23 protein-coding genes, 1 pseudogene and 1 riboswitch are annotated in these 24,221 nt (G+C 59.9%); of the genes and pseudogenes, 3 read left to right on the top strand and 21 right to left on the bottom strand.

The window, feature by feature from the left end; all coding sequences use genetic code 11:
- On the bottom strand, positions 1-1,833 hold the full coding sequence (locus tag BBBR_RS03265) for a tetratricopeptide repeat protein (RefSeq protein WP_032738165.1): 1,833 nt from the start codon (positions 1,831-1,833) through the stop codon (positions 1-3).
- A 27-nt stretch (positions 1,834-1,860) separates the two neighbouring features.
- The gene (tyrS, locus tag BBBR_RS03260) at positions 1,861-3,183 is read right to left on the bottom strand and encodes a tyrosine--tRNA ligase (protein WP_003828830.1); all 1,323 of its coding nucleotides are present in this window, start codon (positions 3,181-3,183) and stop codon (positions 1,861-1,863) included.
- 388 nt (positions 3,184-3,571) lie between these two features.
- Between tyrS and BBBR_RS03255 the strand changes: the two genes are divergently transcribed.
- Positions 3,572-4,279, top strand: coding sequence for a DUF975 family protein (locus tag BBBR_RS03255; RefSeq protein WP_003828828.1), 708 nt, complete (start codon positions 3,572-3,574; stop codon positions 4,277-4,279).
- A gap of 20 nt (positions 4,280-4,299) precedes the next feature.
- On the opposite strand, the gene BBBR_RS03250 is transcribed toward BBBR_RS03255, so the two are convergent.
- From BBBR_RS03250 to argH, 7 genes are all read right to left on the bottom strand, one after another.
- Positions 4,300-5,067 (bottom strand): putative ABC transporter permease, encoded by a 768-nt coding sequence (locus BBBR_RS03250; protein ID WP_003828826.1) that lies wholly within the window; start codon positions 5,065-5,067, stop codon positions 4,300-4,302.
- Between the two features lie 9 nt (positions 5,068-5,076).
- Entirely contained in the window at positions 5,077-5,610 is a 534-nt protein-coding gene (locus tag BBBR_RS03245; RefSeq protein WP_014483927.1) for an HD domain-containing protein, read from the bottom strand.
- 233 nt (positions 5,611-5,843) lie between these two features.
- Entirely contained in the window at positions 5,844-6,236 is a 393-nt protein-coding gene (locus BBBR_RS03240) for a rhodanese-like domain-containing protein (RefSeq protein WP_003828820.1), read from the bottom strand.
- Between the two features lie 144 nt (positions 6,237-6,380).
- Positions 6,381-7,190, bottom strand: a complete 810-nt coding sequence (gene thiF / locus BBBR_RS03235; protein WP_025299683.1) for a thiazole biosynthesis adenylyltransferase ThiF — start codon at positions 7,188-7,190, stop codon at positions 6,381-6,383.
- 138 nt (positions 7,191-7,328) lie between these two features.
- The gene (locus BBBR_RS03230) at positions 7,329-8,198 is read right to left on the bottom strand and encodes a thiazole synthase (RefSeq protein ID WP_003828815.1); all 870 of its coding nucleotides are present in this window, start codon (positions 8,196-8,198) and stop codon (positions 7,329-7,331) included.
- Between the two features lie 11 nt (positions 8,199-8,209).
- Complete coding sequence (gene thiS, locus BBBR_RS03225) at positions 8,210-8,404, bottom strand: sulfur carrier protein ThiS (protein ID WP_003828811.1); 195 nt, start codon at positions 8,402-8,404, stop codon at positions 8,210-8,212.
- 177 nt (positions 8,405-8,581) lie between these two features.
- A riboswitch (TPP riboswitch) is annotated at positions 8,582-8,685 on the bottom strand.
- Positions 8,686-8,841: 156 nt separating this feature from the next.
- Positions 8,842-10,314, bottom strand: coding sequence for an argininosuccinate lyase (argH, locus tag BBBR_RS03220; RefSeq protein WP_003828810.1), 1,473 nt, complete (start codon positions 10,312-10,314; stop codon positions 8,842-8,844).
- Positions 10,315-10,542: 228 nt separating this feature from the next.
- Between argH and BBBR_RS03215 the strand changes: the two genes are divergently transcribed.
- Both BBBR_RS03215 and BBBR_RS03210 read left to right on the top strand, forming a co-directional pair.
- Complete coding sequence (locus tag BBBR_RS03215) at positions 10,543-10,797, top strand: type II toxin-antitoxin system RelB/DinJ family antitoxin (protein ID WP_003828808.1); 255 nt, start codon at positions 10,543-10,545, stop codon at positions 10,795-10,797.
- A 1-nt stretch (position 10,798) separates the two neighbouring features.
- Entirely contained in the window at positions 10,799-11,074 is a 276-nt protein-coding gene (locus BBBR_RS03210; RefSeq protein WP_003828806.1) for a Txe/YoeB family addiction module toxin, read from the top strand.
- Positions 11,075-11,242: 168 nt separating this feature from the next.
- Here BBBR_RS03210 and BBBR_RS11060 read toward each other — a convergent pair whose 3' ends face one another.
- From BBBR_RS11060 to pheT, 12 genes and pseudogenes are all read right to left on the bottom strand, one after another.
- On the bottom strand, positions 11,243-11,410 hold the full coding sequence (locus BBBR_RS11060) for a hypothetical protein (protein ID WP_230580166.1): 168 nt from the start codon (positions 11,408-11,410) through the stop codon (positions 11,243-11,245).
- Positions 11,411-11,653: 243 nt separating this feature from the next.
- The gene (locus BBBR_RS11055; protein ID WP_225851425.1) at positions 11,654-12,310 is read right to left on the bottom strand and encodes a hypothetical protein; all 657 of its coding nucleotides are present in this window, start codon (positions 12,308-12,310) and stop codon (positions 11,654-11,656) included.
- A gap of 396 nt (positions 12,311-12,706) precedes the next feature.
- Positions 12,707-12,829 (bottom strand): annotated as a pseudogene (locus BBBR_RS11350) (hypothetical protein); the annotation flags it as partial.
- Between the two features lie 366 nt (positions 12,830-13,195).
- Entirely contained in the window at positions 13,196-14,434 is a 1,239-nt protein-coding gene (locus BBBR_RS03195; protein WP_003828800.1) for an argininosuccinate synthase, read from the bottom strand.
- Positions 14,435-14,588: 154 nt separating this feature from the next.
- The gene (gene argR / locus BBBR_RS03190; RefSeq protein ID WP_003828799.1) at positions 14,589-15,101 is read right to left on the bottom strand and encodes an arginine repressor; all 513 of its coding nucleotides are present in this window, start codon (positions 15,099-15,101) and stop codon (positions 14,589-14,591) included.
- The gene (gene argF, locus BBBR_RS03185) at positions 15,098-16,063 is read right to left on the bottom strand and encodes an ornithine carbamoyltransferase (RefSeq protein WP_014483932.1); all 966 of its coding nucleotides are present in this window, start codon (positions 16,061-16,063) and stop codon (positions 15,098-15,100) included. The genes argR and argF overlap by 4 nt, the downstream gene beginning before the upstream one ends.
- 28 nt (positions 16,064-16,091) lie before the next feature.
- Positions 16,092-17,387 (bottom strand): acetylornithine transaminase, encoded by a 1,296-nt coding sequence (locus BBBR_RS03180; protein WP_003828796.1) that lies wholly within the window; start codon positions 17,385-17,387, stop codon positions 16,092-16,094.
- The gene (gene argB, locus BBBR_RS03175) at positions 17,377-18,333 is read right to left on the bottom strand and encodes an acetylglutamate kinase (RefSeq protein WP_003828794.1); all 957 of its coding nucleotides are present in this window, start codon (positions 18,331-18,333) and stop codon (positions 17,377-17,379) included. The genes BBBR_RS03180 and argB overlap by 11 nt, the downstream gene beginning before the upstream one ends.
- A 228-nt stretch (positions 18,334-18,561) precedes the next feature.
- Positions 18,562-19,737, bottom strand: a complete 1,176-nt coding sequence (argJ, locus tag BBBR_RS03170) for a bifunctional glutamate N-acetyltransferase/amino-acid acetyltransferase ArgJ (protein ID WP_003828792.1) — start codon at positions 19,735-19,737, stop codon at positions 18,562-18,564.
- On the bottom strand, positions 19,734-20,828 hold the full coding sequence (gene argC, locus BBBR_RS03165; protein WP_032738164.1) for an N-acetyl-gamma-glutamyl-phosphate reductase: 1,095 nt from the start codon (positions 20,826-20,828) through the stop codon (positions 19,734-19,736). Before argC ends, argJ begins: the two co-directional genes overlap by 4 nt.
- A gap of 96 nt (positions 20,829-20,924) precedes the next feature.
- Positions 20,925-21,581, bottom strand: a complete 657-nt coding sequence (locus tag BBBR_RS03160) for a hypothetical protein (RefSeq protein ID WP_032738163.1) — start codon at positions 21,579-21,581, stop codon at positions 20,925-20,927.
- A gap of 27 nt (positions 21,582-21,608) precedes the next feature.
- Positions 21,609-24,218 (bottom strand): phenylalanine--tRNA ligase subunit beta, encoded by a 2,610-nt coding sequence (gene pheT, locus BBBR_RS03155; RefSeq protein WP_003828785.1) that lies wholly within the window; start codon positions 24,216-24,218, stop codon positions 21,609-21,611.
- Between the last annotated feature and the right edge of the window lie 3 nt (positions 24,219-24,221).

Raw genomic sequence — 24,221 nt, 5'->3', positions numbered from 1 at the left:
TCACTCCTCGGTTTCTTCAGATTCGGCTTCGGCGGGAGCATCATCAGCCGACTCTTCGGATTCGGCCGGTTCGTCGCTCTCCTCGGACTCCTCAGTGGCATCAGATTCAGCTACGTCGGATTCCTCCGCAGCTTCATCATCTTCCGGTTCCTCGGCGTCTTCTGATTCCTCAGGCTCCTCAGACTCTTCAGGCTCAAGCTCCGGAGCATACTGTGCTTCGGACGGGTCGATACCGAGGGTTTCCATCACTTCGGAGTCGTCGGTGATGTCCTCAAGATCATGGTCAACGACCACGTCATCGCTATCCTCGTCGATGTCTTCGTCGGCGTACTGGTCTTCAAGGCGGTCAAGCAAATCGTTAAGCTGCTCGGCTTCCTTGTTGCGGCCGGCTTCCTCGAGGAAATACTGTTCGGCTTGTACCGCACGCATGCGGTACTCCCCCGGCAGACCCTGCGAACGTCCGACGGCGTGAACCACATCAATGGCCTTATCCCACATTTCCAAATCGCCGAGAGCGCCAGCGTACACCAGGAACATCTCGACCTTCGGAGAGCCATGCAGTGCCTTGCCCTCGTCGGACAGTGCCAGTTCCACGGCCTTCTTCGGGTTGCCAAGACCACGCTCGCAGTCGGCGATGAACGGCAGGTAGTCCTGGAATCCGTTCATGCGGTAAGCGGTGCGGAATTCGCGCAAGGCGAGCTTGTAGTCGCCTTGACGGTAGGCGATGAATGCCAACGTTTCACGGGCGAAGTCAATTCGGGAAGCCTGACGAGCCACCCACTTGGCATGCTCGAGAGCATTCTGAGGATCGTCCTCCTCCTGCGCAAAGGCGGCGAGAATATGCAGACCGATGTTCTCCGCGTGCTCCTTGGACAGGCCGCGCAGACGCTCCCTCTCATCCGAGGACAGCATCGACCATTCCATACCCTTGGGCATCTTCGGCTCGTCAGGGCGACGATCGGTGTACGGGTTCTGCGAGGGGAAGCTCATCGTGCCGTCGGAATTGCGGCGCGGACGGTTCATGTATTCAGAGCGCTTCTCCTCACGGTACTGGCGCTTCTCCTCCTGAGAGAACTCGCGGTAGCCGTCACGGCGGTCATTGTCACGACGGTCATCGCGACGGAAGTTGCGGCGATCGCCATCCCTATGGAAGTCACGACGATCATTGCGGCGATCGTCACGATGGAAATCACGACGGTCTCCATCCCTATGGAAGTCACGACGATCGCCATCGCGACGGAAATCACGGCGATCATTGTCGCGGTGCTGGTAGCGCGGGTTCTCGCCGTTCTCGCCTTCGTGGGAACGGTAGCCACCCTCGCGGCGCGGCTTGAAACCGTCGTCGTCGCGGCGCGGACCATTGCCGCGGTAGCCGCCCTTGTGGAAGCCTCCGGACTTGCCGTAGGACTTGCGGTAGCCGCCGCGACCTTCACCATCACCATCGCGACGCGGCGCGTAACCCTCGCCATCCTCGCGGCGACGCGGCTTGAAACCCTCACCATCATGGTCGCGACGCGGGCGGAAGCCTTCGCCGTCACGACGCGGACCATTGCCGCGGTAGCCGGAACGACCACCTTTGTGGAAGTCGCCGCCCTTGCCGTACGACTTGCGGTAGCCGCCGCGACCTTCACCATCACCATCGCGACGCGGCGCATAACCCTCGCCATCCTCGCGGCGACGCGGCTTGAAACCCTCACCATCATGACGCGGCTTGAAACCGCCCTTGCCGCGCGGCTTGAAACCCTTGCCACCGCGGTTGCCCGGTCGGCGATCGCCATACCCCTTATGGCCGCCGCCGTAGGACTTGCCGGAACGCTCGTTACCTTCTGCCATTACTTGTTTTCCTTAATTCGTTGTTGATTAACGGTTTTCCACGGCGCCGAGCGCCTTCTTGCCACGACGGATGAGCGCGAAGCGGCCGGCCAGGAAGTCAGCTTCGGCCAGCACCTGCTCCTCATCCTCGATACGGTTGTTGTTGAGATACACGCCACCGGACTTGATGGCGCGGCGTGCCTCGGAAGCGGACTTGAACAGTCCGGCAGCCTGGGCGGCGTCGATTACGCGATCACCGGGCTTGGAGACGGGGAAGACGTGCTCGCCGTTCTCGTCGACCACCTTGAAACCGTCGAGCACGGATTCCAGCGTTTCCTCATCGATGTCTTCGAGGTTGCCACCGCGTCCGAACAGCGCACCGGAAGCGTCAATGGCGGCCTGGGTAGCGGCCTCGCCATGCACGAAGCTGGTGACCTCCCAGGCGAGGGTCTTCTGGGCCTCGCGCTTGCCGGGGTTGGTCTTGGATTCCTCGACCAGTCGTTCGATTTCGGCCTTGGGCAGGAAGGTGAACGCCTTCAGCAGGCTTTCCATCTCCACATCCGGGCGGTTGATCCAGAACTGGTAGAACTTGTACGGGCTGAGCATCGTGGCATCGAGCCAGACGGCGTTGCCCTCGGACTTGCCGAACTTCTTGCCGGAAGCATCAGTGATGATCGGGCTGGTGAACACATTGACGTCCACACCGCGCACCTTGTGAATCAGGTCCAGGCCGGAGGTGAGGTTGCCCCACTGGTCGGAGCCGCCGAGTTCCAACGTGCAGTGGTATTCGTCAAACAGGTGGAGGAAGTCGTTGCCCTGCAGCACCTGATAGCTGAACTCGGTGAAGGAGATGCCTTCCTCGGAGTTCAGGCGGCGAGCCACGGTGTCTTTGGCCAGCATGGTGCCCAAGCGGAAGTTCTTGCCGACATCGCGCAGGAAGTCGATGACGGTCATCGAAGCGGTCCAATCGTAGTTGGACACGAAACGCACCGGGTTGGCGCCTTCAGTCTCCAAAATGCCGCCGATCTGGTTCTTGAGGCGGTCGGCCCAGCCGGCCACCACGTCCTTCGGATTGAGCGTGCGTTCACCTGACTGGCGCGGATCGCCGATCAGACCGGTGGCGCCACCGACCAGGGCGATTGGATGATGGCATGCCAACTGCAGATGACGCATGTTGATGAGCTGCACCAGATTGCCGATATGCAGGGATGCAGCAGTGGGATCGAAGCCGCAATAATAGGTGATGGGCTCGCCGTTCAGTGCTTCCGCAAGTCGATCCCTGTCCGTGGACTGGGAAATCAACCCGCGCCATTCCAGTTCCTCAAGCAGGGTGTTGAAACCCGCTTCCTTGAAGTCGGTGACGTGAGCCATAGCCTGTCGCTTCTCCCTATCGAATTGTGTATAAAACCGCCCAATTGGGCACAGTCAAGTTTCGCAGGACATGGCGACAGTGCATAACTTGTCAATGCGCCACAATCTGTCACATTTCCACTAGAGTTGGGAGTGGCTACTAAGCAGGGGAGCAGCGATAGAGAGAAAAGCACTCAAGGCACAGGCGCGGAAGACTCTGAAGCGAAGTTATTGGCTGATTGTTATCGCGTGTCTGTTCGCGGCGTTTCTGGGTGCGGAATACGGCTCCTCGCTGATTGCCATCCACACCAATTCCGGCACGGCTCAGACTTCCGTACAAACCGATGCACAGACCACCGCCGAGGCCCCTGGCGAGGGCTACTATGCATCCGGCCCGCTGGACATTCTGATGGAGATAGCGTCGGGGCAGGGAAGCGACGCACGCGACCAAGTCAACAGCAACGAGAAAGCCATCGCCGCGCTCGGCCGCTCCCGCGGCGTACTTTCCGCGGCACTCAACTCATTTTCCTCCGGATCGTTCATCCTGTCCGTGGCGGATGCGGCCACGTCCGTCATTCATGCGCAGAACATCGTCATATCCATTCTGGTGATCGTGGCACTGCTGGGTACTGTGGCATTCCCCCTGTTCGTAGTGCAGGTCTTCCGCGTGGTGCTGCGGCGCATCATGCTGGAGGCCCGAATCTACGAGAAAGTGCCGTTGCGCCGGTTCCTATACCCGCTGCAATCCAAGCGTTGGGTGCGCATGGCATGGACGATGATGGTCGAGAACGCGTACCTGATGCTGTGGTGGTTGACTTTCGTGGGCGGCATCATCAAAACCTATTCGTACTTCCTCGTGCCGTACATCGTGGCGGAGAACCCGAACATCAGTGCCAATCAGGCTATCAGCCTCTCCCGGCGCATAATGAAGGGCCACAAATGGGAGTGCTTCGTGGCGCAGGTCAGCTTCCTCGTCTGGTATCTGCTCAATGGTGCCACAGTCGGCCTGAGCGGAATCTTCTATTCCAATGGTTACAACGCGGCGTTCTTCGCCGAATACTATGCGTATCTGCGCGCTGTGGCCAAGGAGAACGGCATTGAGGGCGCGGGGTCATAGTTCATGTAAAAACCCTGCAATCAGCGGCGCGGGCCCATAAGTTCGCGCAAAGAGTCGATGATGTCCTGACGATCCGGCACCTGGAACTTCGGGAAGGACTTGAGCATACGCTTCTGCTGCGCGTTGATAACACCGTTGACTGCCCAACGTAGACGCTCAATCGTATCCCGCGAAAGCTCGCGCATCTTATCGGATACCGCACTGGAACCCCATTGCCACGTGTCGCCTGCTCGTGCAGCCACATCCTGCACCGTTTGAGTAACGGAGTCGAGCACCTGCTCGAATTCGAGCATGCCTGCCACCGTGACCGCTAAATCAATGATGGTGACCAGAGCCAGTACCGTGACCAACGTGTGCAACATTGGCACAGGAATCAGGTCAGTGAACTGTGCCACGTATGGTTGGGCGCCGAGCACAATCACTACACCGGCAATACCGAAAATCACCGCCCCTAAAAGGCACACACGCCCTTGGACATTGAAACGGAAATTCGAGTAATCCCACCAACGTGCGTGGAAGAGCTCCTCCATAACCCACGAGGTCGTGTATTCAAGAATCGTGGCGCCGACCATCGAAATCAGAAAGATGATGATTGGATTATGGAGATTGCCGAGCACGGCAATGCCCAGTACCGCACCGGTGCCGTAAATCGGGCACAGCGGACCGTTGAGGAATCCACGGTTTACCAAGCGACGTTCTTGGCAAGAAACAAGGATGGATTCATAGACCCAGCCCACAAAGCTGTAGAACAGGAACCAGAGGAAGTAGTGTTCAAGCGCAATTATCATCGGCGGTAATCACCTTGCAACGCGGTGTTTGATGTGTGCCTCCAACGAGGGCAGATGTGGCTTGTTGAACCGGTCGAACGAGAACGTTTCGGCGGTGGCCGAAAGCTTATCCGACAACGTGACAAGGTATCCTTCGATATAGGCGGGCGGCACAGGGGTCATCGGGAACATATGGTTTTCGATGCTGTTGCGTTCGATGTCGTTGAGGTCAAAATCCTTCAAAGCGTTCATCAAGGCCGCATGGCCATGGGTGAAGCCGTGCCAACGGTGTTGCCCGTTGTCCCAGTCGTGCCAGTCGTACAGGAAGTAGTCGTGCAGGAGAGCCGCACGAATCAGAGACCTGAGATTCACGTGGTACCAGAGATGTGCGCGATCCGCCAGCCAAACGGCGAGGCACGCCACACGTATGGAATGCTCGAATGTGGTGACATTGCCGTGCTGATAGCAGCAACGTTCGATCTGCATGTGCTGATGTTCGATGACTTCACGGCCATGCTTGGCGACCAAGCGTTGAATCTGCGCTCGAGTGAGCAGGCGTCCCACGGTTTCGTCCTTCCCGTTCGGGCTGGTTCGGTTCATTCCATGTGATTACCCGACAACATTCAAGTATTTATCGGGTAACACCGTGACCGATTGTAGGGCACGCACATTACCGTGCACACTCATCCAAAAGAACGACAATAGGAACTGTTCGAGAAATCTTTGCGCTTAGCACGAGTCAGTGCAAAGATCTCTCGAAATCAGGGATTATTACGAGAATTCCTTGCGCCGAGAGGTCAGAGATACGTTGCGGCCAATCGGCTGTTGAGCTGTTGATCGTGGTGGGATTCGAGATAATCAAGATAGCCTTGAAAGCCTCCATAGAGGCTGGCCACATCGTAACCGCGATCGGCGAGAATTTCGGCCACTTCCTCGCTCCACCAACCTTGGGCGCAATAGACCACAACAGTTCGATCCTTGGGCACGGTTTTGAGTACATGAGCCAATGGATCAAGAGGAGCATTGATGGCACCTTCGACCGGGTGAGCGGCGAAATCGGCCGGTTCCCTCAAATCGAGCAGCGTAACCGTATTCGGGTCGAGCTCGGCGAATTCTTCCGGCGTGATGTGACGATACGCACACTCACCGCTCTCATCGGCATCAACCACATTATGCAAAGCAATAGGCATGTTCTTCCCCTCTCGTTCTGATCTTGGCTCCCCTCTGGAGGGGAACTGTCCGCGTAGCGGACTGAGGGGAGGCTTGCTCAACCGTAGCAACTCCCCTCAGTCACCTACGGTGACAGCTCCCCTCAGAGAGGGAGCCATATAGCTCTAAATCGCGCAGGCCGGCTGAATATAGTTGGCCGAGTCAATGGCGGTGATGGTCGGTTGCTCACCACACACCGGGCAATCCGGCACATGCTCCGGCAATGGCACCCGTCGAATATTCATGTTCAACGCATCCACGGTGAGCATGCGGCCCACCAACGGCTCCCCCACGCCAACTATCAGCTTGACGGCTTCAGTGGCTTCCAGACTGCCGATCACGCCGACCACCGCACCCAAGACGCCAGCTTCCTTGCAAGTCGGAATCTCGCCAGCGGCAGGCATGTCGCGGAAAATACAGCGATAGCACGGGCCTTCACCGGGAATGACGGTCATCACCTGACCTGCGAATCCGACCACACCCGCATGAATATACGGTTTATTGGCCAATACACAAGCGTCATTGATAAGGAACTTCGCGGCGAAATTGTCGGTGGCCTCTATCACCAGATCGTATGCCTCGATGAGGCCGGCGATATTGTTGGCATCAACAAGCTCATAGTAAGTGTCGACCGTCACGTCCGGGTTGAGTTCACGGATGGCCGCAGCCGCTGACTCCACCTTGGGCTCGTTCACCCGTGCAGTGGTGTGGATAATCTGGCGTTGCAGATTGCTCAAATCCACCATATCGCCATCCACGAGTCCGATGCGACCGACTCCGGCTGCCGCCAGATACAGAGCAACCGGCGAACCGAGCCCGCCCGCGCCGATAATCAGCACACTGGAAGCCAGCAGACGCTTCTGCCCTTTGACACCCACGCCCTTCAAAATCAGATGACGCGCGTACCGCTCCACCTGTTCATCCGTCAATGCCATGTTTTCTCCATGTTTCTGTCCTCTCCGGAGGGACGCTGTCATCACAGGTAACTGAGAGGAAGTTTTAACGCTGCCTCGCGAATTCCTCTCAGTCCGCTACACGGCCAGCTCCCCTCAGAAAGGGGAGCCAATACCCAATCAGTGCAAATACCCTGTGGTCGGGCTGGACGGCACAGCCTGGCCTTCGGTCACTTTGCCGAGACCAGACAGGTAGGCCGCACGACCCGCATCGATGGCGTGCTTGAACGCCTCAGCCATCAACGGAATATTTCCAGCGGAGGCCACAGCCGTGTACGCCATCACCGCATCCGCACCCATTTCCATGGCATCGCAAGCCTGACTCGGGCGGCCGATGCCGGCGTCGATAATAACCGGCACGTGCGCGTTGGCGATGATGATCTCGATGAAATCACGCATGCGCAAGCCCATGTTGGAACCAATCAGCGAGCCGAGCGGCATAACTGCGGCAGCACCGGCTTCTTCAAGCTGACGGGCTGCGATTGGATCCGGGAACATATAGGGCATGACCACGAAGCCTTCCTTGGCCAGCATTTCAGTGGCACGGATGGTTTCAGCGTTGTCCGGCAAGAGGTATTTGGTCTCGTGTTCGATTTCGACTTTGACGAAGTCGGTGTGGCAGACTTCGCGTGCCAATCGTGCAATACGCACGGCTTCCTCAGCGTTACGCGCGCCGGAGGTGTTGGGCAGCAGCGTGATACCTTCGGGAATATAGTCGAGCACGCTGTTTTCGGTAGTCTGCGCGCGGCGTAGCGCCATAGTGACGATCTGCGTACCGGCATGCTCGACCGTGGCCTTGATGAGGTTCAGGTCATAGCGGCCGGAGCCCAAGATGAATCGCGACTGGAATTCGTGGCCTCCCAGATTCAGCGGCTTGTCTTCCACCGGCAGAATCGGCGCAGCGGTACCGACCGGATTGGTGACGGCGGGCTGCGGCGGCAGCGGCGTCGCCTCAACGGATGCTTCAGTAACCGGATTGATATTGCTCATAGCTCTTCCTTTCAGCCACCCTGAACAAACTGTACGATTTCCATAACGCACTGGTCGTCAAGCATGGCATCGGCACGCTTGTCGCGCGGAATAATCTCACCGTTAAGTTCGATGGCCACGCGTTCGGCGCGGAATCCGTGTGCTTCGAGATAGTCGGCAACGCTGACCGGCGTATCGAGCTTGACTTGCTCTCCGTTGACCTGCATAACAACCTTTCCGAATAGTAAAAAAGGGTGCACGAAACGAACCGTACCTTAAGTGGTGCGCCCATTCATGAACCCAATCATGCGACCGTGTGGCCGCCGCGATGCATTGGCTACACCACGACCCGTCATACGGCTAAATTATGCAAACGGAATGAAAGACTGTTGCAGGAAACCTAACAAATCAAGAACAACGATTCCTTACGGCGGCATGACCCGCGTCAAGTTCCCCGGTCGAAGTCTGGCAACTTCCTCTCAGCCTTACGGCTCCCGTTCGTTACGATTATTCAGTGTAGGCCGTTGCGATGACAACGCAAAACCTAGCTCCCGCTGGCGGGAGCTGGATCGCGGAGCGAGACTGAGGGTGGTCATGTGGACGAAGACCTTCGCGACCACCCCCAGTCGGCTTCGCCGACAGCCCCCGCCAACGGGAGCGCAGTTTAAAACGTGCCGGGGGCCTTATACGCGGAACCGTCAGAAGTGGAGGCCGGGAACAACTTGAGCTCTTCGACACTGGCCTTGGCGTCGGCAATCTGCTCGCGCACACGACCATAGGCGGTGCCGCCCTTGCCGTTGCGGGAGTCGACCGAACCGTGGCTGGAGAGCACTTCACGCACGCCCGGAGCCTTTCCGGCCGGCAGGAATGCGGCGAAGGTCTCGATGAAGTCCTCGTCGGTCAGATCCCAGAGTTCCTGGCCACGGCCTTCGGCGAGCTTGACGCAGGCGCCGGAGAGCTCGTGAGCATGGCGGAATGGCACGCCGTTCTTGACAAGCCATTCGGCGATGTCAGTGGCCAAGGCGAAGCCGGTCGGGGCTTCAGCTTCCAAACGGTCGGCATCGAAGCGCATGGTTCTGACCATGCCGGTGAACGCGGGTAGCAGCACTTCGAGCGTGTCGACCTGATCGAACACCGCTTCCTTGTCTTCCTGCAGGTCGCGTGCGTAGGCGGTGGGCAGACCCTTCAGAGTGGCCAGCAGACCGGTCAGGTCGCCAATGAGACGGCCGGACTTGCCACGGGCGAGCTCGGCGATATCCGGGTTCTTCTTCTGCGGCATGATGGAGGATCCGGTGGAGTAGCCGTCATCGAGCTTGACGAAGGCGAACTCTTGGGTGTTCCAGATAATGATTTCCTCGGACAGACGGGAGATGTCCACGCCGGTCATGGCGGCCACGAATGCGAATTCGGCGACCAGGTCACGGGCTGCGGTGCCGTCGATGGAGTTGTCGGTCACACGGGAGAAGCCGAGCTCGCGAGCCACCGCTTCCGGGTCAAGGCCGAGTGTATTGCCGGCCAGCGCGCCGGAGCCGTACGGAGAGGCATTGATGCGCTTGTCCCAATCAATCAGGCGCTGCACGTCGCGAATCAGCGGCCAAGCGTGAGCCATAAGCTGGTGAGCAAGCAGCACCGGCTGGGCATGCTGCATGTGCGTACGGCCCGGCATCACGGTGCGACCGGCCTTTTCGCTCTGCTCAATCAGGGCATTAACCAAGTCAAGCAGCAATCCGGCAATCACACGGGAGTGACGGCGCAGCCACATGCGAATCAGGCAAGCGATCTGGTCGTTGCGGGAACGGCCGGCACGCAACTTGCCGCCGAGCTCATCGCCGGCAATATCGATCAAGCCACGTTCGAGGGCAGTGGCCTCATCCTCATCGTCTTCGATAGGAGCAAAGGAACCGTCATCCACATGGCGCTGGAGAGTGTCGAGCGCATCTTCCATGCGCTGCAGCTCGTCGGCAGTCAGGAGTCCCGCACGGCCGAGAGCACGGGCGTGGGCACGGGAACCGGCGATATCGTCGTCGGCCAGACGCCAGTCGAACTGCGTGGACTTGGACAGTCGGGCCAGTTCCGGCGACGGGCCGGATGTAAAGCGACCACCCCACAGGGCCAGATGTTCGTTGTTCTCAGTCATGAAGGCTCCTTGAAACCATGGATTGCAAACAAATCAGACTGCTTGTCAGACTATCAGCGTTGGGCTACATACCGGTGGATTCAAGTTGTTCGTATTCCATGTCGGGAATATCAGACGCATTGCCAACTGTCCGCTCATTATAGAGATGCACTGATGCGGCACTATTGTGCAAAAGACCGCACAGATATATATTGAATATATACGCAAACGATATACAGGGAGCGCAACATGACATCAACATTAGTCAACGTTCGACTTGACGAAAACACCAAGAAGGGCATGAGTGAAGTATGCAGCGAACTTGGCATCAGCATGAGCGCCGCATTCAATATCTTTGCCAAAACCGTTGTCCGGGAACGCCGTATTCCATTCGAGGTAACCGCTGATCCGTTCTATTCGGCGGAAAACATGAGCAGGGTACGTCACGCCGCCGCGCAACTTGACGCAGGAAAAGGCACTGAACACCAACTGATTGAGAACTAATATGCTCTTAATTTGGACCGACGAAGCATGGGACGATTACCTGTATTGGCAGTCACAAGACAAAAAGACATTGAAACGCATCAATAAAATAATCAAGGATATCCAACGCAATGGCGCGTCAGACGGCATCGGCATGCCGGAACCTTTGCGCGGCAATCTCACCGGATACTGGTCACGTCGCATTGATGAAAAGAACCGCATCGTATACCGCATTACGGGTAACGACGTTCAAAACCTAGAAATAGCCGTCTGCCGAACTCATTACGGAGAGCACTAAACCGCAGGCCTTTCACTCCGCCGACGCTTGATGAGACCAGTGCGGCGTACGCATACGTGAGCGCCGCACCACCGCATATGCCAATATTTCGAATTAGGTTATTTCCCCAATCTCTGACATATTCAGATAAGCCTTGGGATAAGGGGCTGCGGGCGTTTTCTTGGATGATCACGCGGCCGTTCCCTGGCTCTGACGGTATTGTACCGGGCTCATCCAACCGGGCGACCGTTTGATGCGCCCGTGGTCGTGCCAGCGGATGCAGTCGCCGACCGGGACGAGCGTCTCGCCGCGGGGTCGTTCCTCCCAATGCCAGGGATGGACGGATTCCGTCTTCATCCTGCCGAAGAACCCCTCTGCGGCGGCGTTGTCCGGGGAACGGCCCTTCGCGCCCGTCGACCGCACCGGGCCGTGCCGTTCCATGAGGTCCGGCCATCCGGGGCACCGGCAGTTGGCAAGCCGCGGTCGGAATGCACCAAGGGCTTCGCCCCCTCCGGCAGCGTCTCCGCGGCCTTGACGAGCATCCCGTCGGCGAGCCCGGCGTCGGGACCGGAACCGGCGGTGCACGCGACGATCCCGCCGTCATGGCAGTCGACCGGCGGCGAGAGGCACGCCCTTCCCGTCCCCGGCCTTGATATCCCGGGTGATGTCCGCGGGCCGCTTCTCGTTCGGGGACTTGGCGGTGAAGTCACGGTCGGCGAGGTTGCCGGGCGCGGGCGTGGTCTCGCCTTCGTGGGGGCCGTAGCGCCGACGTCTCGGCACGTGCGCCGTCGGATCGCCCTCCGCCATGATCCCGCGGACCGCCTTCTCCGATACGCCGGCCCCGAGCATGGCCCTGATCCCGCGGTACCCGTACCTGCCCTTGGACGCGGCGAACGCCTCCGCCGCCTCCGTCCCGAGCCCGGCGTATCCGTCAACGCTCAGCCTGGCGTGGCAGCAGTGGTGGCCGCCCGGCGCGATGCCGGGCAGGCATGTCATCGAGCCGGGCGAACACGCCGGCCTCAGACGGTCGGCCGGCAGGGTCTTCTCCCTGTTCGACAGGCGCCGCGGATCGGCGCCCGGGTCTTTTCCCGCGACCTCCGCCACCTCCCGCATCAACGCGTCCTCCAGCCCCAGCTCCTCGGCCCCGCGACGCAACGCCTCCGCGTCATCGCAGACGGCTCCGGCGTTCCGTCTTCGCCGCGGCGCCGGCTTGTCGGCCTGGCCGGCGTTCCCGTTCCCGGCCCGCAGCGCGGCCATTCCACCCTGTACGCCCCGGCCCGGTCGTGGACCGCTCCGACGCCCGCGCCGAGCCGTTCGGCGGCCCGCTTCCGCCGCCCGGCATCGGTTCCGATCGCCTTGGCCCTTGTCTCCAGCGGGATGATGGGTTCCGCCATACGACCGGCATACCGGGGATCCTTCGCCAACCGGCGTTCCGGGCACTGCCTGGTCGGACAGCCCAGGCGCCTCACCCACCTGGGCCGTGGTCATCGGCGTGGTGAAATACAGGCCCACCGCGCGCTCCCGTTCTTCGGGACCGGACATACGAAAAACCTTTCGCTCAGTCTCCAAGAAAACATCCGCAGCCCCAGCTCCGAATGGCTCATCGAACAGCAGGATGTCTTTACCTGTCAAAATCGTTCTGACGAATGATGCACGTTGCCGCATACCTCCAGACATGGCATATGGCGGCTTGTTCGAATACTCTCCCAAACCGAAACGCTCAAGATAAGGAATAGCCTCCTTCAGGGCCTTACGTTTCGAGAGATGCTGGTTCATCAACGATAGAGCCGTGTTCTCAGCGAAAGACCAAAAACACCGCTTTGTTTCCCACCCGTTAAACCAAACGGCTAGGAACGTAACATGTCAGGATCTCGTTCTTCCCTGATTATCAACGGCTTTGGGATCCAAATATGATCTGTTAACATCCTCGTTGGAGAGCATACGAAATGACTTCATATTCCGATACAAAAAAGATACAAAAAAGGGGAGCACAAGCATATTTTGCTTGAACTCCCCTCAGTCGCCTGCGGCGACGGCTGCTGATTGTTGGCTCACTGTCGTTCGCGCCTCACCTACAAGCAGCCCACTGGGCTGTTTGCTTTACGGTTCGGCCCCTCAAAGAGGGGAGCCAAGAGTAAGTGATTACTCGACGGTGTTCTTCGGGACCTCGATGCCGTTGCCGAACTTGACATCGCGGGCGGCAGCCACGCGGGACGGCAGGCCGTAGATGTCGATGAAGCCGTTGGAGGACTTCTGATCGAAGGTATCGCCGGAATCGTAGGTGGCGAGCTTGTAGTCGTACAGCGAGGAGTCGGAACGACGGCCGGTCACCACAGCGCGACCGCCATGCAGGACCATGCGAATCTCACCGGACACGTACTTCTGGGTGTCCTCGATGAAAGCGTTGAGCGACTGGGTAGCCGGGGAGAACCACTGCGCATCGTAAACCAGCTCGCCCCAGCGCTTGTCGATATCGCGCTTGATGCGGTGCTGTTCGCGCTCGAGGCAGCAGTTTTCGAGTTCCTGATGAGCGGTGATCAGGGCCACGGCGCCCGGAGCCTCGTACAGCTCGCGGGACTTGATGCCGACCAGGCGATCCTCGATGAGGTCGATACGGCCGATGCCCTGGGCGCCAGCACGTCGGTTCATCTCTTCGATGGCCTGCAGCGGAGTGACGTCGCGGCCGTCGATCTTGACCGGGATACCTTCCTTGAACTCGATGACAACCTCATCTTCGACCGGCGGGAAGGCCGGGTCGTCGGTGTAGGAGTAGCAGTCCTTGGTCGGACCGTTCCACGGATCCTCGAGGAAGCCGGTCTCGATGGCGCGGCCCCACACGTTCTGATCGATGGAGTACGGGGACTTCTCGGTCTGGGTGATCGGCAACTTGTGCTCCTTGGCGAACGCAATCTCGACGTCACGGGTCAGGGAGAGATCACGAATCGGGCTGATGGCCTTGAGCGTCGGGTCGATGGAGGCGATGGAGACCTCGAAACGAACCTGATCGTTACCCTTGCCGGTGCAGCCGTGGGAGATGGTGTCGGCGCCGAACTGGTGGGCGGCGCGCACGAGGTGCTTGGAGATCAGCGGGCGGGAGATGGCGGAGACCAGCGGGTAGACGCCTTCGTACATGGCGTTGGCCTTGAGGGCCTTCATGCAGTATTCGTTGGCGAATTCGTCACGGGCGTCAACCACGTAGGATTCGATGGCGCCGCAGGCGAGGGCGCGCTCCTTGATGGTCTCAAGGCTTTCACCGCCCTGACCTACATCGAGGGACACGGCCACGACGTCCTTGCCGGTGCGCTCCTTCAGGTACGAGATGGCGACGGAGGTATCAAGACCACCGGAGTAGGCCAGAACAAGGCGATTGTTATCTGCCATGAGTTCCCTTTCATTCAAGGTCCAAAAAACAAACTGATGTAAGTATATACAGAGGATTGTATATTTATGCACGGCGTGTTGGGGAGGATTGGGCAACTCTCCTCAGTCGCCTACGGTGACAGCTCCCCCCACCTTGGGGGGGCAAGAAAAAACACTATTTGGAGGCGAGGCCGAGCAGCCAGTCAGAGCGGGAGACGGCGGTGCCGTCGTCAGCGCAGATCACCATGACGGTATCGTCTCCAGCGATGGTGCCAAGCACGCCGTCGATGGGCTGACGGTCAATCACGGAAGCCACATATTGTGCGGCTCCGGACGGGGTATGCACCACAACGAGGTTGCGGGCAGCGGCCACCGAAGTGACCAGACCATTGAGCACACGAGCCATCTGAGCCTCGGTGCGCTCCCCCACGTCCTCAACATCGGCAACCGCCGAACCACGTCCAACCGTATAGGCCACCGTACCGTCCTTCAGCCGGGTTTTCACCGCATGCATCTCATCCAGGTCGCGGCTCAACGTGGCCTGCGTAACCGCGATGCCTTCGTCCAATAGGATTTTCGACAGCTGCGATTGTGACGTGATGACATGCGTGGCCAGCGCCTGTTCAATGGCACTGAGTCGCGCGGCCCTGGTGGCAGGGCGCTGCAGGGACGGCAGGGCTTCACTCATGCGAGCAGGCTTTCGTCGCCACGGGCCTTGCCGGTCAGCCAGGTGAGCAACGCCTTCTGCGCGTGCAGACGGTTCTCCGCCTCATCCCACACCACGGACTGCGGGCCATCAATCACCTCGGCAGTGACTTCCTTACCGCGATAGGCGGGCAGGCAGTGCTGGAATAGCGCATCCGGCTTAGCCAGAGCCATGAGCTCGGCATTGACCTGATAATCCCAGAACGGCTTGGATCGGATGGCGTATTCAGCTTCCTCACCCATCGAAACCCAGGTGTCAGTAAACACGCAATCGGCACCGGCGACGGCCTCACGAGCATCAGTGGTCACCAGAATGGAACCGCCGTTCTCAGCGGCAATGCGTTCGGCATCGGCCACGATATCCGGACGCGGCAGGTAGCCCTGAGGTCCGGCCACACGCACGTTCATACCGGCAACGGCACCGCCGAGCAGATACGAGTTGGACATGTTGTTGGCGGCATCACCGAGGTAGGCGATGGTCTGGTTCTTCAGATTGTCCACGCCGCCGCGGTGTTCGGCGATGGTCTGGAAGTCGGCAAGAATCTGGCAGGGGTGGAAGTCATCGGTCAGCGCGTTGACCACCGGGTGGGTGGAATACTTGGCCATTTCCTCCACGCGATCCTGACCAAAGGTGCGCCAGACCACGCCATAGGCCATACGGTCGAGCACACGGGCGGTATCGGCCACAGGCTCGCCACGGCCCAGCTGGGAGCCGGACTTGTCAATGACCAGCGGGTAGCCGCCAAGCTCGGCAACACCAATGGAGAAACTGGAGCGGGTACGGGTGGAAGGCTTGTCGAACAGCACGGCGACGGCCTGCGGACCGGCAAACGGCTGCTTGTAGAAACGGTTCTTGCTGAACTTGATGGCAAGCTCAAGCACCTGCTTCTGCTCCTCATGGTTGAGGTCGTCATCACGCAGCATATGGCGCAGTTCTGGGGTCATGGTGATCTCCTTATATAGGTCAGGTAAGTCAGTCGTTCGGCAGATCAGCGGGCACGTCCTTGAGAACGGCGAGCGCCTGGTCAACGTCTTCGGCGGTTACGATCAGCGGCGGTGCGAAACGCAGCGCATTGGGGGCCACCGCATTGACGATGAGCCCGTGTTCGAGGCAGTAGTTCATGACGGCGTGGGCGCAGGGATGCTTGAGCTCTACGGCATCGAGCAGGCCACGACCGCGCACGGATACGTAGAGCGGATTGCCGGTGACCATAATGCCATCGCGCAGCTGCTGGCCGCGGGCCTCGGCATTGGCAATGAGGTTATCGTCCTCAATGACACCGAGTGTGGCAAGTCCAGCCGCCGCACCCAACGGGTTGCCGGCAAAGGTTGATCCATGAGAGCCCGGAGTGAACAGGGCTGCAAGCTTCTCGCCGAAGGCAATCATGCCACCCATCGGGAATCCGCCGGCCACTCCCTTGGCAAAGGTCACCATATCCGGGGTCACGCCGCCGGAAAGATCCTCACGCTGAAATGCAAACCACTTGCCGGTACGACCGATGCCGGTCTGCACCTCATCGATGATGAGCAGCGCATGGTTGATGTCACACAGCTCACGCACGAACTTGACGTAATCGGCACCCAACGGCTGCACGCCGGCCTCACCCTGAATGAGTTCCAGAATCACCGCCGCTATCGGCCCCTTGCCATAGTGGCCAAGACCGGTCTGGGAGAACGCCTCGTACAGGGCGACCTCGTCGCCGGCGCGCACGAATTCGATGTCGGGCACCAACGGGTCGTAGGGCTTGCGGATGTTCGGCTTCCAAGTTGCGGAGAGCGCACCCATCGTACGGCCATGGAAGCCGTGCGTCATGGCAAGAATACGGGCGGGCTTACCGCCGATGGACGGCAGTGCGCCGGGCAGGGTGCGACCATACAGCTTGGCCAGCTTCAATGCCGCTTCATTACCCTCGGCACCAGAATTGCCGAAGTAGACCTTGGAACCTTCCGGGGCACCGGCCAGTTTGACCAGCTTCGCGGCGAGCTCGATCTGCGGCTCGGAAGCGAAATAATTGCTGATGTGAGCCACCTTGGCCGCCTGCTCAGACACGGCTTTCACCCACTTGGGATGGGCATAGCCCAGCGAATTGACGGCGATGCCAGCCAGGAAGTCAAGGTATTCGTTGCCATCAACGTCCCAAATATGCGCGCCCTGACCGTGATCCATAACACGCAGCGGCGTGCCGAACACGTTCATGTGTACCTGGGAGTACTCCCCCAGCCACTTGCTGTCTTCAGCGCCCAGCGTCTCGTTCTGCTCAGTGCTCATAGGAACTCCTCATTTCCATACCGCCTTCGGGCACGACCATGGTGCCGATACCGGCGGAGGTGAATATCTCGTTCAGGATCGAATGTGGTTTACGACCGTCGATGATGTGGGCTTGGGGCACGCCACCATCGATGGCGCGCACGCATGCTTCCATCTTGGGGCGCATGCCGGATTCCAGATCGGGCAGCATGTCGCGCAGATCCTCCACGCCGATACGCCCGATAAGTGAATTCTTATCCGGCCAGTCGGCATAGAGACCGTCCACGTCGGTCAGAATGACCAGCTTGTGCGCGCCCACGGCTGCGGCAAGGGCCGCGGCCGCGGAATCGGCGTTCACATTCAGTACCTCGGTGGCGTCCTCCTCATTCGGAGCCACAGAGGAAACAACCGGAATACGACCGGCCGCGACCAAATCCTCGACCGCGGAGGCATCGACGGACACCACATCGCCGACCAGACCGACATCCGTGGGCTTGCCATCGATAATGGGCTTGCGTTGCATGGCGGAGAACAAGCCTCCATCCTCACCGGACAGACCGACCGCCATCGGGCCGTGCGCATTGATCATGCCGACCAGTTCGCGCGAGACCTTGCCGGTGAGTACCATGCGCACCACATCCATTGCCTCGGGTGTGGTGACGCGCAGGCCGCCCTTGAATTCGGACTTGATACCGAGGGCCTTGAGCATGTGCGAGATCTGCGGGCCGCCGCCATGCACGACAATCGGATGCAAACCGACCTGACGCAGGAACACCATATCCTCGGCGAAGCACTGCTTCAAGTGATCGTCGATCATGGCATTGCCGCCATACTTGACCACGATGCGCTGGCCGGCGAATTCCTCCAGCCACGGCAGCGCCTCAATCAGCACTTCCGCCTTCTGATCGGCGCGCAAATCGGTATGCACGTCGAAATGGAATCCAGGTCCCTTCAATTCAGTAGCCATCTTCTTCTTTCCGTAACTTTGCCCCCCGCTGACGGGGCTGTCATGCTGCGCATGGCTGGGGGTGGTTTGGCGAGACCACCCTCAGTCCGGTTCCACCGGACAGCGTCCTGCAATTACAGCAGGCGTTGCCTACGTTTTGTCGGTTCGCCTGTCGGCGAACACGTCGCCTACAAACGCCTCTCGGCATTTGCTTCACGGCGACATCCGCCAGCGAGAGCATGGTGGATGTCAGCTTTCGTAGTCGGCGTTGATGTGGACGTATTCGTGGGTCAGATCGTCGGTCCAGACGGTGGCCTCGGCGTTCGATCCGGTGTTGAGGTCGATGTCAATGTGGACTTCGCGCGGGGTCATGTCGACTTCGCTACGGTCCCGTCCGGCACCACCGTTCTCGCAGATGCGCACGCCGTTGACGTCGACGGTCACCTTCTCGGAATCATAAGGTGCAACTTCAGGGGAAACGGTGCCTAGGGAGCTGACGATACGGCCCCAGTTCGGGTCATTGCCGGAGATCGCGCATTTCAGCAGATTCGAGGCCGCGACCGCACGGCCGCAGGCAAGGGCCGCGTCTTCGCTGGTGGCACCGGTAACGGTGATGCGAATGTCATGGGAAGCGCCTTCACCGTCGCCGATAATCTGACGGGACAGGGAGGCGCAGGCCTCGCGCACGAGCTTGTTGAACTCGTCCTTGTCGGGCTCCACGCCGGAGGCTCCGGAGGCGAGCAGCAGCACTGTGTCATTGGTGGACATGCAGCCGTCCACGTCGATTCGGTTGAACGAATGCTCGGCGGCCACGGTAAGCGCGGCCTGCATTTGACCGGCACTGACCACGGCATCGGTAGTGATAACGCACAGCATGGTGGCCAGCTGCGGGGCGATCATGCCCGACCCCTTGACCATGCCGCCGATCTTCCAGCCGTTGGAACCGGTCAGTTCGACGGTCTTGGCCTTGGTGTCGGTGGTCATAATGGCATGTGAGGCGTCCGCCCCGGCCTCGGCGGTGCTGGCAAGAGCAGCATAAGCGGCTTTGGCACCGGCCAAAACGTTATCCAAGGGCAACAGCTCGCCGATCAGACCAGTGGAGCACACAGCAACATCCTCTGCTTGTGCGCCGACGAGTTCGGCGACCGCCTCGGCGGTGGACACGGACTGTTGATATCCCGCCTCACCGGTGCAGGCGTTGGCACCGCCGGAGTTGAGAATCACGGCTTTGGCGTGGCCGTCCGCCACGGCTTTGCGGCTCCACTGCACAGGGGCTGCACAGAATCGGTTCGACGTGAACACGCCGGCCACCGCATCAAGCGGGCCGTTGTTGACCACGAGAGCGAGATCCTTCTTGCCCTCAACCGATGAAATGCCCGCCACCACGCCGGCAGCGGAGAATCCTTGCGCGAATGTGACGCTCACGGTGCTACTCCGATCTTGGTCAGGCCTGCATCTTCCGGCAGGCCAAGTGCGATATTCAATGATTGGACCGCTTGTCCGGCGGTACCACGGTTGAGGTTGTCGATGGCGGCGAAGGCATAAATGCGCCCGGACTTGCGGTCGGTGACAACCTGCAGGTGAGCGGCGTTGGAACCGATGATGTTGCCGGTGGCGGGCAATGCGCCCTCAGGCAGCAGCACCATGAAGTCCTGGCCTTCGTAGGCTTTTGCCCATACGTCTCGGATTGCTTCGCCACTCATCGCCTTGGCCTTGTCGGTCATGCGAGCCGACACGGTGGCGAGAATGCCTCGGGACATGGGCGCCAGTATCGGGGTGAAGCCAAGCGTGAACTTGCCGGCATCAGCTGCGGTCTCACCGGCCGCATGGGCGAAATTCTGCAGGATTTCAGGAATATGACGGTGCGTGCCGCCCACCGAGTACGGCAGCGCGGATTGCAATGCCTCGGCGGCCAACAGGTTGGTGCGTTTGAGGTTCTTGCCTGCGCCGGAGTAGCCGACGACCAAATCAGCCACGATGTCCTTCGGCTCGACCAACCCTTCCGCTATGCCGGGTTGCAGAGCCAGAGTCGTGGCAGTCACATTGCAGCCAGGGCCCGCAATTCGCTTGGCACCAGGCAGCGCCTCACGTTGACGGGTGTATGCGCCATCGGCAGTCTTGCCGGTGATGAGCTCAGGCATGCCGTAAGTCCAGTGCTCGTAGAAATCGCCGCCATAGAATTCATCCCATGCGGCCTGTTCTTCGAGACGATGATCGGCACCGAGATCCACGACCACGGCATCCGGGTCGAGCTGGGATGCGAGCTTGCCGGAAGCGCCATGAGGCAAGGCAAGGATAATGACATCGTGGCCGTTGAGCACCTCAGGCGTGGTGTCTTCAACAACAAGATTGGCCAGTTGCGGAATATGCGGCATATGCTTGGCCATCGATTCCCCCACGGAGGAATGGCCTGCCACACATGTGATTGCAAAGTCGGGGTGTGCCGCAAGAATGCGCAGCGCCTCACCGCCGGCATAGCCTGTAGCACCGGCTACGGCCACTGTATATTTCGCCATACTCATCTCTTTTCCGCTGACGTACTTCGCATGAGTATACGCGATTATGCAGACTATTGCATAGTTATACAGTGGGTGTGTTGCAGCAAATCAGCCCTATGCAGAGATGGAATCAGATGAGGGACCAGTGCCGCTGCCGGTGAACTGCTGAAGGATGTCCTGATACAGAGTCATGGCATCATAGCCATTCAATGCCATCCAAATAACCGCAAGGGTGTAGAGCACGTTGATGACCACGGCTGCAAGAGCCAGGCCAAAGCCCTTCATATGGAACGTGCGCGTCCGCCACATCGCCACGCCGCCCATCAGAGCGGAGAGCACCGGTACGGGAAAGAACATGGCGAGCACGAAGGAAATGATTGCATAGGAATCCCAATGCCCATACAGAGGATTCTGATTGGGGTCATTGAGATCGATACCGTTGTAGTAGTGAGGCTGCTGGGACTGGCCATTCGGCTGATTGCTGCCAAACCGGGAGCCCGGCCCGTACTGGGGTCCAAACGGATTGCCCTGCTGGGGCTGCCCATACTGCTGATTGCCACCGAACGAATTGCCGGAAGAAGAGGGCCGTCCATTGTTCGGCTGCCCGGCTCCAACTCCGTTGTTATCAGCAGCGGAGCCGTTATTGGCATCGGGTTCGGGAGCGCCATAAATGTACGGGTTGTAGTTTGGCCCATATTGGCCCGACATCGCACCATATGCGGGCTTCTGGTATTGCCCGTATTCCGGTGTGCTATGTTCCGGTTCGCTCATGGCGCTCCTCATGCTTTCGTACAGTGATCAGGCGCGCAGCTGGGCGCCGAGATCGGCGGCCTTGGCCACGATAGCCTGGCGGATGGCGTCGCTGTCATCGGCGGACAGGGTCTTGTCCGGAGAACGGAACACCACAGCGTAGGCCAGGGACTTCTTGCCCTCACCCACCTGCTCGCCGGTAAACACGTCGAACAATTCGATGGACTCGAGGTTGGCACCAGCCGCCTCACGAATCACTGCTTCCAGCTGATCGGCAGTCACCGACGCATCCACGGTAAAGGCCAAATCCTGCTTGACTGGCGGGAAGCTGGAAATCGGCTTGGCCTGCACCGGCTTGCCGGTCAGGGTGCCGAACAGCGCGGTAAGGTTCAGCTCAAACGCCGCGGAATGCGCCGGGAAGCCAAGTGCCTCGTTGACGCGCGGATGCAGTTCGCCGACCCAACCGGTGAACACGTCGCCCACCATGACGCGGGCAGCACGGCCCGGATGCCACTGTGCAGGCACATCTTCGGCCGCAGGCTGATCAAGCACGATCTTCGCACCGATGCGATCCGCAAGACGATGCACGGCTTCAACGGCGTCCGACCAATCGACCGGACGCTTGCCGCCCAGCCAGCCATCGTCTTCAGCCAGACCGGTCAGGATGCCGGCCACGTGGTCGGGCTGATCCGGCAGACCGGCGTCCAGCGCTGCCAGCTGCTCATCGGTCGGGCGCACGCCACCGGGCAGAGCCGGGATTGCGGGCGCGTTCGGATCCCACAGATAGACATGGCCGAGTTCATACAGGGACACGTTTTCGATGCCTCGGCGAATATTGCGCTGCACGGTGGTGGCCAAGGTCGGCAGAATGTCACGACGCAGGTACGGGCGATCGCCGTAGAGCGGGTTGGCGATCTCGACGCTGACCTTCTTGGTGGCTTCAGGGTCGAAGCCGAAAGCGCGGTAATCGTCGTCACCGACGAACGGGTAGCTCAGCGCCTCGACCATGCCGTATTCGGCCAGCTCGTCCGCCACGCGACGGCGGCGAGTCTGATCCGGAGTCAGGCCCACAAGGCCCTCGACCGGTGCAGGCGGCACGGTGACCGGAATCTGGTCGTAGCCGACCAGTCGGGCGATTTCCTCGACCAGATCACACGGTTCACCCAGATCTGGACGCCAGCTCGGCGCGGTGACGGAGAATTCGCCGTTGCCGCCGCCGGCCACAACGCAGCCGATGTCGGTGAGAATGTCGGAGATGCGGTTGATGTCCACATCGAGACCGGCCACACGGGCCACTTCGGAAGCCTTGAAGTGAATGACTTTCGGACGCGGCGTGTTATCCACATCGTTCGGATGCTCGCTGGGCTCGCCGTTACCGTACTTGGCCATGAGCTCGGCGGCCATCTGAGCCGCAGCAGGCTGCAGCTCGGTGTCGACGCCACGCTCGAAACGACGGGATGCTTCAGACGGAATCTTGTGGCGACGAGCGGAACGGGCGATGGTCACCTGATCGAAGTGCGCGGCCTCCAGCAGGATGTTCTTAGTGTCGGCGGTCACCTCGCCGTACAGTCCACCCATCACACCGGCAAGGCCGAGGATACGCGAGCCGCGTTCGCCATTCGGCGAATCAGTGATGAGCAAATCTTCAGTGCTCAGGTCATGTTCCTTGCCGTCCAGCGTGGTGAGCTTCTCACCCTCGTTGGCACGACGCACAACGATTGGGCCCTCGAGCTTATCGAGGTCGTAGGCGTGCATCGGCTGACCGAGATCGAGCATCACGTAGTTGGTCACGTCCACGGCCAGCGAGATGGAGCGCATGCCAGCACGAATCAGGCGGCGACGCATCCAGCTGGGCGTGTGGGCGTTGGGGTCGAAGCCCTTGACGACGCGAGCGTAGTAACGATCGCAACCGGGAACGCCATGAATCGGGTTGTTGTCATCAATCTCAATGTCGATGTCCACCGGAGTGCCGGGCTGGTAATCAGCAGGCTCCGGAGCCTTCTCGTTCAGCGCGATGGCCGGATCGGTGTAGGCGGCACCGGTGGAGTGATGGTACTCGCGGGCAACGCCACGGTAAGACAGCGTGTAGCCACGGTCCGGGGTGATGTTGATCTCGAGCAGCGGCTGGTCGAGATGTAGCAGGTGCATGGCGTCCTGGCCGGGTTTCAGAGCTTCGTATTCGGCCTCAGAGAAGCCGTACTCACGTAGCAGGATGATGCCGTTGTGGTTGTCGCCAAGACCCAGTTCACGCTCGGATGCGCACATGCCGTTAGAGATATGGCCGTAGGTCTTGCGCGGCTCAATCTTGAAGTCGCCGGGCAGCACGGCGCCAGGCAGGGTGACGACGACCTTCTCGCCGGCCTTCATATTGGGTGCGCCGCAGATGATGCCGCGCGGCACCTTGTTGCCGTTCTCGTCGGTCTCGTTCCATTCGTCGCCACAGTCCACGTGGCACCAGTTGATGACCTTGCCATTCTTCTGCGGTTCGGGAGTGGCGTCCACCACGTAGCCGACCACGATCGGGCCGGTCACCTGGGAGGAGTGAATCTCCTCTTCTTCAAGGCCCACCTTGACGAGGTCCTTGGCAAGCTGTTCATAGGTCAGGCCTTCGGGGACCTCGACGTGGTCCTTGAGCCAATCGATGTCGATCATAGGCATGGG

It is taken from the genome of Bifidobacterium breve DSM 20213 = JCM 1192, from assembly GCF_001025175.1.
GTDB classification, from domain to species: Bacteria; Actinomycetota; Actinomycetes; order Actinomycetales; family Bifidobacteriaceae; genus Bifidobacterium; species Bifidobacterium breve.
The sequence above is the reverse complement of the archived record's forward strand: the minus strand, read 5'-3'. Positions and strand labels throughout refer to the sequence as shown.